At 45.2% G+C, this 299-nt stretch carries 1 rRNA gene; it reads right to left on the reverse strand.

The window, feature by feature from the left end:
• Positions 1–299: ribosomal RNA gene (locus FUA24_RS07590) — 23S ribosomal RNA — on the reverse strand; the annotation flags it as partial.

The following is a 299-nucleotide window of genomic DNA, read 5'->3' on the forward strand; positions in this document are numbered from 1 at the left end:
TTAGGTCCCGACTAACCCTCAGCTGATTAGCATAGCTGAGGAAACCTTAGTCTTTCGGAGTGCGGGTTTCTCGCCCGCATTATCGTTACTTATGCCTACATTTTCTTTTCTAATCGTTCCAGCATACCTCACAGTACACCTTCAACACAATTAGAATGCTCCCCTACCACTTTCGTCCATAGCTTCGGTAGTATGTTTATGCCCGATTATTATCCATGCAGAATCGCTCGACTAGTGAGCTGTTACGCACTCTTTAAATGAATGGCTGCTTCCAAGCCAACATCCTAGCTGTCAAAGCA

The organism is Seonamhaeicola marinus, assembly GCF_008085455.1.